This is a genomic window from Saccharopolyspora sp. 6V, from assembly GCF_020176785.1.
Classification (GTDB): Bacteria; Actinomycetota; Actinomycetes; order Mycobacteriales; family Pseudonocardiaceae; genus Saccharopolyspora_C; species Saccharopolyspora_C gregorii.
This window is the reverse complement of the sequence record NZ_JAIUKB010000070.1, coordinates 18,002-27,927: the sequence shown is the minus strand read 5'-3', so window position 1 is coordinate 27,927 and position 9,926 is coordinate 18,002. Positions and strand designations below refer to the sequence as shown.

9 protein-coding genes are annotated in these 9,926 nt (G+C 72.0%); 4 read left to right on the top strand and 5 right to left on the bottom strand.

The features are described 5' to 3' along the window. Positions 1 to 155: 155 nt before the first annotated feature. The 4 genes from fgd to LCD35_RS15075 form a co-directional block, all read right to left on the bottom strand. Complete coding sequence (gene fgd, locus LCD35_RS15090) at positions 156 to 1,163, bottom strand: glucose-6-phosphate dehydrogenase (coenzyme-F420) (RefSeq protein WP_224958659.1); 1,008 nt, start codon at positions 1,161 to 1,163, stop codon at positions 156 to 158. A 679-nt stretch (positions 1,164 to 1,842) separates the two neighbouring features. After that, positions 1,843 to 3,177 (bottom strand): MFS transporter, encoded by a 1,335-nt coding sequence (locus LCD35_RS15085; RefSeq protein WP_225044357.1) that lies wholly within the window; start codon positions 3,175 to 3,177, stop codon positions 1,843 to 1,845. Positions 3,178 to 3,211: 34 nt separating this feature from the next. Further along, positions 3,212 to 4,570 (bottom strand): MmgE/PrpD family protein, encoded by a 1,359-nt coding sequence (locus LCD35_RS15080; protein ID WP_225044356.1) that lies wholly within the window; start codon positions 4,568 to 4,570, stop codon positions 3,212 to 3,214. 142 nt (positions 4,571 to 4,712) lie between these two features. Continuing rightward, positions 4,713 to 5,453, bottom strand: a complete 741-nt coding sequence (locus LCD35_RS15075) for a FadR/GntR family transcriptional regulator (protein WP_225044355.1) — start codon at positions 5,451 to 5,453, stop codon at positions 4,713 to 4,715. 207 nt (positions 5,454 to 5,660) lie between these two features. Here LCD35_RS15075 and LCD35_RS15070 point away from each other — a divergent pair, with 207 nt between their 5' ends. Genes LCD35_RS15070 through LCD35_RS15055 form a run of 4 tightly spaced genes read left to right on the top strand, consistent with a single transcriptional unit; the run spans position 5,661 to position 9,407 of the window. Then, the gene (locus tag LCD35_RS15070; RefSeq protein WP_224958654.1) at positions 5,661 to 6,200 is read left to right on the top strand and encodes a MaoC family dehydratase; all 540 of its coding nucleotides are present in this window, start codon (positions 5,661 to 5,663) and stop codon (positions 6,198 to 6,200) included. Further along, positions 6,197 to 7,426, top strand: coding sequence for a CaiB/BaiF CoA-transferase family protein (locus LCD35_RS15065; protein WP_224958653.1), 1,230 nt, complete (start codon positions 6,197 to 6,199; stop codon positions 7,424 to 7,426). Before LCD35_RS15070 ends, LCD35_RS15065 begins: the two co-directional genes overlap by 4 nt. Continuing rightward, positions 7,411 to 8,577 (top strand): acyl-CoA dehydrogenase family protein, encoded by a 1,167-nt coding sequence (locus LCD35_RS15060; RefSeq protein WP_224958652.1) that lies wholly within the window; start codon positions 7,411 to 7,413, stop codon positions 8,575 to 8,577. The genes LCD35_RS15065 and LCD35_RS15060 overlap by 16 nt, the downstream gene beginning before the upstream one ends. Then, positions 8,574 to 9,407, top strand: a complete 834-nt coding sequence (locus LCD35_RS15055) for a CoA ester lyase (RefSeq protein WP_224958651.1) — start codon at positions 8,574 to 8,576, stop codon at positions 9,405 to 9,407. The genes LCD35_RS15060 and LCD35_RS15055 overlap by 4 nt, the downstream gene beginning before the upstream one ends. Here the strand turns inward: LCD35_RS15055 and LCD35_RS15050 are convergent. Next, positions 9,398 to 9,877, bottom strand: coding sequence for an Lrp/AsnC family transcriptional regulator (locus LCD35_RS15050; RefSeq protein ID WP_225044354.1), 480 nt, complete (start codon positions 9,875 to 9,877; stop codon positions 9,398 to 9,400). The two genes, LCD35_RS15055 and LCD35_RS15050, sit on opposite strands and share 10 nt — an antisense overlap. Between the last annotated feature and the right edge of the window lie 49 nt (positions 9,878 to 9,926).

Genomic DNA, 9,926 nt, shown 5'->3' with positions numbered 1-9,926 from the left:
CCCCGCCCCCCCCGCCCCCGGGGGGGTTTCCCTGGGGTTTTGGGTGTGGTTTTTTTTTCCCCCGGGGGCCCCCCCCCCGCGCCAAAAAGCTGTCCTCGCGAGAATCCCGCTGAGGTTCCGCCACCCACCCCCTCCGAAGAAGGAGCCGGAAAACCTCAGCCGGCGAGTTCACGCAGGCGCGGTGCTACGTCTGCTCCGAACGTCTCCAAGAACCGCGTCTGATCCGATCCCGGCGCGTGGAACACCAGGTGGTCGAAACCGGCGTCCAGGTAGGCCTTCACCTCGGCGAGCACTTCTTCCGGATCGGAGGCCACGATCCAGCGGGTCGCGACCTGCTCGATCGGCAGTTCCTCGCCAGCCTTCTCCATCTCCTCCGGATCCGCCAGGCTGTGCTTCACCTCGGCGGGCAGCGACAGCGGCGCCCAGAACCGGGTGTTCTGCAGGGCGCGCTCGCGATCCGGGTCGTAGGAGAGCTTGATCTCGATCATCTTCTCCATGTCGGCGGCGTTCTTGCCGCCGGCCTCCGCACCGGCCTCCACCGCGGGCAGCAGCTTGTCGGTGTAGAGCTCCATGCCCTTGCCGCTGGTGCAGATGAAGCCGTCGCCGACGCGGCCCGCGTACTTGGCGACCATCGGCCCGCCCGCGGCCACGTAGATCGGCACCCCGCCTTCGGGGCGGTCGTAGATGGTGGCGTTGGAGGTGCGGTAGTACTCGCCCTCGTAGCTGACCCGGTCCTCCCGCCACAGGGTGCGGATGAGGTCGATGGCCTCGCGGAAGCGGCGGAACCGCTCCTTGAACTCGGGCCACTCGCGGGCGGTCACCGCGGTCTCGTTCAGCGCCTCACCGGTGCCGACGCCGAGCATGACCCGGCCCGGGTACAGCGACCCGAGCGTGCCGAACGCCTGCGCCACCACGGCGGGCTCGTAGCGGAACGTCGGGGTGAGCACGCTGGTGCCCAGCTGGACGCGCGAGGTGCGCTCGCCGACGGCGCTCATCCAGGACAGGGCGAACGGCGCGTGGCCCTGGTTGTGCCGCCACGGCTGGAAGTGGTCGGAGACCATCACGCTGTCCAGGCCGTTCTCCTCGGCCTGCACCGCGAACTCCACCAGATCGCGCGGGGCGAACTGCTCGGCGGAGGCCTTGTACCCGATCTTGATGCTCATGCTGGTTCGCTTACCTCACCCATCGCCACGGTCACGGGAACTTCGTGGCACTCGTCGTTGAACGCCGCGGGTCGGAGCGCCGTCGCGCGGGTCCTCGCAGCGCCGTGCGGGCGCGACGACCTCGAACGCGTCGGAACCGGCGCCGACCGGTCCGCTGCGGCGGACCTCCGGCGCGGATCGGTCGATGCGGCACGACACCGACCACATCACTCCGCAACCGCTTCGCCGCGCACCCTATTCCGCGCGGGTCCGGGCGTGGCGGCCACCAGGGCTCCGGCCGTCCGGGCGGCGCGCGGGGGTGCCGCGGTTCGGTCGACGGGCGGGAACCGGGTCATGGTGGCCTTTCAGCGGCGCCGGATGCGCTTGTTCGGACAGTCCCACAGGGTGTCACGAGCGGCGGCGCGCCCGGGCGGCGAGCACGGCCGCGTGCTGTGGAACCGATCACAGCGCCGCCGCGGTGCTCACCGTCCGCGCTCGCGCGACGACGGCGGGTGCGGCACCGGCACCCGTTGCGGTGGAACGGATCCGCTCCGCGACCGGATGGCCGGCGGCTCCTCCGCGCGGACCGCGGTGCCCGGCGCGCGGCCGAGCACCGCGGTCGTACCGGCGCGAGGCACCGGAGGGGCCGCCGGCATCCCCGGCCCGGCCCGAGCGCGCGGGACGAGCCGAGCTCCCGGGCTCAGCGGTACCGGGGAAGCCGCCGAGCCAGCACGATCCCGAGCACCGTGAGCACCCCGCACAGCACCAGGGTCAACGACAGCGGCACCGAGGAACCGCCGGACGAACCGACCAGCGCCAACGCGCCGATCGGCAGCAGCCCGCCCGCGACGGCCGTGCCGAACGAGATGCACAGCCCGGTGCCGGTGTAGCGGGCGTCCACCGGGAACAACTCGGACAGCAGCGAGGGCACCGCACCGTTGAACGCCGCGTAGCAGAGCGTGCCGACGAGCATCGCCAGCAGCATCGCGCCGAACCCGCCGCCGTCGATCAGCCAGAACGCCGGGAAGGCCCACAGCACCAGCACGATCCCGGACCCCGCGGTGAGCCGTTCCCGGCCCCACCGGTCCGCGTGCACCGCGAACACCACCGTCAGCACGACCAGCAGCAGCGAGGCGAGCACCAGGCCCAGCTGCACGTCCACCGCGCTGAGCGCGGGCACGTACTGCTTCGTGTACGCCACCAGCCCGGTCATCAGCACGTACAGGAAGGAGCAGGACGCCGACCACATCAGCGATCCGGCCAGCAGCGCGAGCCCGTGGTCGCGGAACACCGCGCGCACCGTGGGCCGGGCGCTGCGCTGCCCGCTCTCCCGCTCGGCGAGTTCCGCGAGGAACGCGGGGGTCTCCTCCAGGCGCCTGCGCAGCACCAGGCCGAGCGCGATGAGCAGCGCGCTGGCCAGGAACGGCAGCCGCCACGCCCAGGACAGGAACGCGTCCTCGCTGACCCACAGGTTCACCACCAGGATCACCGAGCTGGCCAGCCCGATGCCGAGCACCGTGCCCAGCTGCACGAACGCGCCGTAGAGCGACTTCCGCTTCGCCGGGGCGTGTTCGACGGCGACGAGCACCGCCCCGCCCCACTCGCCGCCGACGGCGAGGCCCTGCAGCAGGCGGCAGACGACCAGCAGCACCGGCGCCCAGAACCCGGCGACCGCGAACGGCGGCAGCAGTCCGATGGCGACGGTCGAACCGCCCATCACGAGCATCGAGGTCAGCAGCGCGGTGCGCCTGCCGCGGCTGTCGCCGAGCTTGCCGAACAGCAGCGCGCCCAACGGGCGCATCCCGAACGCGACGGCGTGCGTGGCGAGCGCGGCGAGCGTGCCCATCCACGGGGAGGCGCCGGGGAAGAACAGCGGCCCGAACACCAACGCCGCCATGAAGGAGTAGATGATGAAATCGAAGATCTCGATGAGCGTGCCGAGCAACGACGAGCCGGCGATGCGGGCCGCCGACAGCGGACGTCCTGCGGTGGCGGGTCTGTTCGCGCGCGCGGGTTCCGCGGCCGTTCCGGACATGGGGGTACCGCCTAGGGGTGAGGGGTGGGGAGGGTCAGGCCGCGCGCAGGGCTTCGGCGTAGTCGGCCGCGCCGCCCGCGCCGCCGATCGCCAGCACGTGGTCCATCGTGGACCGGGCGTCGCCCCCGAGGTTGTCGGCGAACTTCGCGCGAATGTCCGCATCGGACAGCGGGCGTTCGGTGTGGCCGCGGTTGACGTCCTCGCGGCGGTGCAGCCTGCGTCCGCCGGTGAGCACGATCTCCACTTCGGCCGAATAGGCCTGCGGGAAGCGGCTGTTCGGATCGTCGGCGATCTCCACGCGCTGCGCGAGGCGCAGGATCTCCTGGTCCGCCAACGCTTCGTCGGTGAACTCGGCGAGGGTGAGCCGGTCGCGGGCCAGGCAGGCCCCGGCGATGAACGGGAGGCTGAACTTGGCGTCGTAGTCGTCCTGCGGAGCGCGCTTGCGCTCGATCGGCTCGCACACGGCGGCGGCGGGCGTCTCGTGGATGTGGCAGCGCACCACGTCGACCTCGGCGGCGCTGAAGCCCTCGGCCTGCTTCAGGTGCAGGATCGCGTCGGCGAACGCGTGGGTGAAGTGGCAGCTCGGGTACGGCTTCACCGCGGTGGCCAGCAGTTCCCAGCGTTCGCCGAGCCCGTCGAGCGCTTCGGTGGCGTCCCAGCCGTCCGGGCCGAGGTGCGTGGCGTAGAGCCCGTATCGCCCCTCGTAGACCTGCTCGGGCCCGGGCCAGCCGACGGCGGCGAAGGAGGCGGCGGTGAGCGCGCTGGTCGCCGCCCACCCGGGGTGCAGCCGCTTGGTCCACGCGCCGTCGGCGAGGAATTCCAAGATGCCCGAGGCCATCGAGCCGACGATCCGCTGCGCTTCGGCGATGCCGTCGGCGTCCAGCCCGGCCAGCTTCCCCGCGCTCACCGCGGACCCGAAGGCCCCGGCGAGTCCGGTGGGGTGGAAGCCGCCCGCGTGGAAACCGCCGTGCGCGACGGTGCCCACCCGCGCGGTGATCTCGATGCCGAGGACGTAGGCCAGCAGCAGGTCCTCGGCGGAGCGCTCGTGCTTGATGGCGGCGGCGATGCTGGTCGGCAGCGCGCTGGCCGAGACGTGGGTGACGGCGGGCAGGTGGGTGTCGTCGAAGTCGAGGCCGTGCACCAGGACCGCGTTGAGCAGGGCGGCTTCGCGGGGGGCGAGCCGGTCCGGGAGCCCGATGACCGGCTGGTCGCCGGGGCCGAGTTCCGCGGCGGCGCGGCGGGCGCGCCGGGTGAACTCCTGGTCGGCCGCGGCGAAGGCGACGCCGACGGAGTCCAGTGCGAGGTGCCGTGCGCGGCGCAGCACTTCGTCGGGTACGTCCCGCAGCGTGGTGCGCGCGGCGAATTCCCCGAGCACGTCCGCGATGGCAGGCATGGGCGCCTCCTCGGCCTCGTCATTGATGACCCGGCGGATGCGCGGCCGCATCCGGCCCGCACAGTGTGCAACCACCCACCGCGCCACCACAAGACAAAAGTCTGACGTTTTCGCCGAGGCGGTTCGAGGAGTCCTCGGAGGACTAGTCCTCCATGCGCTCGTAGAGGGGCTTGAGGCCCAGGAGGTGTTCGCGCACCAGGGTTTCGGCGATGTCGGCCTCGCCACGGGCGACCGCCTCGTAGATCTTCACGTGGTCCTCGTCGATGCCGTCCCAGGCCGGGCGCGAGATCCGGTCCCGGTGCATCCGGCCGCGCAGCACCGCGTTGATCGGGCTGCACATCACGTGCAGCAGCGGGTTGCCGCTGATCGACACCAGCGTGGTGTGGAAGTCCCAGTGCACGGTGAAGCCTTCGTCCGGATCGAGGTGCCCGGTGCCCTCGACGGTCCGGCGCAGTTCCGCGAGGCCGTCCTCGTCCGCGCGCTCGGCGGCCAGGCGCGCCGCGTGCGGCTCCAGCAGCAGCCGCGCCTCGATCAGGTTGTCCACCGACATGCCGCGCGAGTTGACCAGCAATCCGAGGCTGCCGCCGAGGTTGTCGGCGATGCGCCCGGCATCCGGGGCGGCCACGAAGCTGCCGCCGGTGACGCCGCGAGTGGTGTCGATCAGGTGCTGGCTGGCGAGCTGGCGCAGCGCCTCGCGCACGGTGCTGCGGCTGACGCCGAACATGCTCCCGAGCTCGGTCTCGCTGGGCAGCCGCGACCCGGAGGGCAGCGCGCCGCTGACGATCTGGTCGCGCAGCTGCTCGGCGACCTGCCGGTACGCCGCCTGCACCGGGCGCACCCGCAGCTTCGCGGATTCGCCGCCTCCTGGCCGGGTGGCCGCCATGATGCCTCGCTCCTCCTCGCGCCGGACCGGGTTCCGGCCGCTCCCGGTCAGCGTACGGGACCGCACCGGACCGGCCGGAACACTGGGAACTAAATTGTCTGACGTATTGCGCGGCGGCGCTCGGCGGCCGCATACTCCGAGGCGTTCCCGGCGCGGCGGCCGACCCCCGGACCGCGTCCGCGACAGGCACGAACAGGAGGTGCGGCGGTGGCCGTGCACGGAGGTCAGCAAGGGCGCTACTTCGAGGACTTCGTCGTCGGAGACATCTACCGGCACCCGCTGGGGCGCACCATCAGCGAGGCGGACAACACCTGGTTCACCCTGCTCACGATGAACACGCACCCGGCGCACTTCGACGCGCACTACGCGTCGAAGACGCCGTTCGAGAAGGTGCTGGTCAACTCGGGCCTGACCATCGCGATGCTGCTGGGCCAGAGCGTCAGCGACATCAGCCAGCGGGCGGTGGCGAACCTGGCGATGAACAACATCCAGCTCACCCACCCCGTCTACGTCGGCGACACCCTCTACGGGGAGTCGATCTGCACCGGCAAGCGGGAATCGAAGTCGCGCCCGTACGCGGGCCTGGTCAACGTGCACACCCGCGCGCTCAACGCCGAGGGCGACGAGTGCCTGTCGTTCGACCGCACCGTGCTGATCTACAAGCGGGACCAGGCCGAGGCCATCGACTCCTTCCCCACCGCCAAGAACGGCCCGCTGTCGCTGGACGACGACGGAGGTGCGCGGTGAACCGGCTGCCGCTGGCCGACGTGCGGATCCTCGCCGTCGAGCAGTACGGGGCGGGGCCGTTCGGCTCGGTGCACCTGGCCGACCTGGGCGCGGAGGTCATCAAGATCGAGGACCCGCGGTTCGGCGGCGACGTCGGCCGCCTGACCCCGCCGTACGCCGAGGACGGCGATTCGCTGTTCTTCGAGGCGTTCAACCGCAACAAGCGCTCCGTCGTGCTCGACCTCACCAGCCCCGCCGGCCGCGAGGTCTTCGAGAAGCTGGTGGGCGTCAGCGACGCGGTGTACTCGAACCTGCGCGGTGACGTGCCCGCGAAGATGGGCATCCGCTACGACGACCTCAAGCACCTGAACCCGGCGATCGTGTGCTGCTCGCTGTCCGGCTACGGCATGACCGGGCCGCGCGCGAAGCAACCCGGCTACGACTACATGCTGCAGGGCCTGGCCGGCTGGATGTCGGTGACCGGCGAGCCGGACGGGCCGCCCACCAAGTCCGGACTGTCCATGGTGGACTACTCGGGCGGCCTGGTGGCCGCGATCTCGCTGCTGTCGGCGATCCACGGCGCGCGGCGCGACGGCGTCGGCTTGGACTGCGACGTGAGCCTGTACGACACGGCGATCGGCATGCTCACCTACCTCGCCACCTGGCACCTCAACGCCGAGTTCGAACCGAAGCGCACGCACCACTCGGCGCACCCGAGCCTGGTGCCGTTCCAGAACTTCCCCACCGCCGACTCGTGGATCGTGATCGGCTGCGCGAAGCAGAAGTTCTGGGAGAAGTTCGTCGACGTGCTCGGCTCCCCCGCCTGGGCCGCCGAAGCGCGGTTCGCCACCACCTCGGACCGCTACGCGCACTCCGCGGACTGCGTGCGGCTCATCGAGCAGGAGCTGGCGCGGCGCGGCACCGCCGAGTGGCTGGGGCTGCTGGAGGCCGCCGGTGTCCCGTGCGCGCCGATCAACACGATCCCGCAGGCGTTGCGGGAGGAGCACACCGAAGCCCGCGGCATGGTCGTCACCACCGAGCACCCGCGGTTCGGCGAGGTCAAGCAGGTCGCCTCCCCGGTGCGCGCGGGTGAGCCCAGGACCGACCACCAGCGTGCGCCCTTCCTCGGCGAGCACACCTCGTCCACATTGGACGATCTGCTCGGGCTGGACGCGGCGGAGTTCCAGCGGTTGGCCGGCGAAGGTGCTTTCGGAGCGAATGGAGACGCGCCGTGGATTTCGAGCTGAACGAGGACCAGGCCCAGTTCCAGCAGGTGCTGCGGGACTTCGTGGACGCGGAGGTCGTGCCGGTCGCGCAGGAGTGGGAGCGCGCAGGCCGCTACCCCGCCGAGATCGTGGCGAAGATGGCCGACCTCGGCCTGTTCGGGCTGCTGATCCCCGAGGAGTACGGCGGGGTGGACGCGGACTTCGTGTCGTTCACCCTCGTGTTCGAGGAGATCGCGCGCGGCTGGATGGGCGTGGCGGGCATCCTCGGCAGCCACTCGGTGTCCACCTGGATGCTCAGCAGGCACGGCACCGAGGAGCAGAAGCGCACGTACCTGCCCGAGCTGGCGACCGGCGTGCGCCGCACCGGCATCGCGCTGACCGAACCGGACGCGGGCACCGACCTGCAGGGCATCCGCACCACCGCCGAGCGCGACGGCGACCACTACGTCATCAACGGCAGCAAGATGTGGATCACCAACGCCCGGTACGCCGACCCGCTGCCGGTGCTGGTGAAGACCGACCGCACCGCCTCGCCCGCGCACAAGGGCATGAGCGTGCTGCTCGTCGACGCGGGCACCCCCGGGTTCACCGTCACCAAGGACATCCCGAAGCTCGGCTACAAGGGCACCGAATCCTGCGAGGTCGTGTTCGAGGACGTGCGGGTGCCCGCGGCGAACCTGCTCGGCGGCGTCGAAGGGCGCGGGATGCAGCAGGTGCTCTCGGCGCTGGAGACCGGGCGGCTCAACATCGCCGGGCGCAGCCTCGGCATCGCGCAGCGCTCCTACGACGAGGCGCTGTCCTACGCGGGCGAGCGCAAGGCCTTCGGCAAGCCCATCGCCGAGTTCCAGGCCATCCAGATCCGCATCGCCGAGATGGCCACCCAGCTGCAGGCCGCGCGGCTGCTGTCCTACTGGTCGGCCAGCAAGCTCGACCGCGGCGAACGCGCCGACCTGGAGACCGGGATGGCGAAGCTGTTCGCCTCCGAGGTCGCGCTGCAGGCCGCGCAGGACTCGATGCGGGTGCACGGCGGCTACGGCTACTCGGCGGAGTTCGAGATCGAACGGCTCTACCGCGACTCGATCCTGATGACCATCGGCGAGGGCACCAGCGACATCATGCGCACCGTCATCGCGAAATCCCTCTCCGCCGGGAAGGGGAAGGTCGGATGGTGAGCACGCGCAGCTGGCTGTTCTGCCCCGCCGACCGGCCCGAGCGGCTGCGCCGGGCCGCCGACACCGCCGACGCGGCCGTCGCCGACCTGGAGGACGCGGTGCACGTCGACGGCAAGGCCGCCGCCCGCGAGCAGCTCGTCCCGGTGCTGCGCGAGGACCCGGTGCGGGCCTGCCGGATCTGGGTGCGGGTCAACGGCGACGAGCACCTGGCCGCCGACCTCGCCGCGCTCGCCGGACTGCCGGTCGCGGGGATCGTGGTGCCCAAGGCCGAGCCGGAGCTGCTGCGGGCCGTCGCCGAACGGGTGGACGTTCCGCTGCTGGCGCTCGTCGAGACCGCGGACGGCCTGTGGCGGGTGCGGGAATCGGCCGCGGTGCCGCAGGTGCGGGCGCTGACCCTCGGCGAGTACGACCTGGCCGACGACCTCGGCACCTGCTCCCCGGAGGTGGACGCGGAACCGCTGCGGTGGGCGCGCTCCCGCGTCGTGGCGGCCGCGGCCGCCGCCGGGCTCGACCCGCCGCCCGCGCCGGTGTCCGCGGACCTCGCCGACCTCGACTCGTACGCGACCGAAACAGGACGGTTGCAGCACTTCGGGTTCTTCGGCCGGATGTGCGTCCACCCGAAGCAGGTAGCGCGGGTGCACGCCGCGCTGCGCCCCGCCGCCGACGAGGTGGACCGGGCGCGGAAGGTGGTGCTGGCCGCCGACGCCGCCGAACGCGACGGCCGGGCCGTGCTCGTGGTGGACGGCCGCATGATCGACGCGCCGGTGGTGCGCCGCGCGCGGCGCGTCCTCGACCTGGCCACCGCCGACCTGGCGACCGGTCACGGGTAGGCGCGGCGTTCCAGCAGCGGCGTGAGCCGGTGGTCCACGAGGTCGCGCATCACCAGCGCCGTGTCGGTGCGCTCCACGCCGGGGATCGCGAGCACCTGTCCGGCGATCCGGTACAGGTCATCGGTGTCGCGGGCGACGACCTGCACGAACAGGTCGGCGGGGCCGCTGATCCCCGCCACCTCCAGCACCTCGGGGATGGCGCGCAGCTCCGCGGCCACCGGCCCCAGCAGGCTCTGCGTGACCTGCACCGTCATCAGCGCGCGCAGCGGGTAGCCGAGGGCGCGGGGGTCGACGCGGCGCTCGAACGAGCCGAGCACGCCCCGCTCCTCCAACCTGCTCACCCGGCTCTGCACCGTGTTGCGGGACAGGCCGGTCTCCGCGGCGAGCGCGCTGATCGTGGCGCGCGGGGCGCGGGACAGCGCCAGCAGCAGCCGGGCGTCCACGGCGTCGACCGGGTCCTGATTTGGCACCTTGCTCAGCTCCTTCCGGACGATCACGGGCGGACTTGAGCATTCTGCT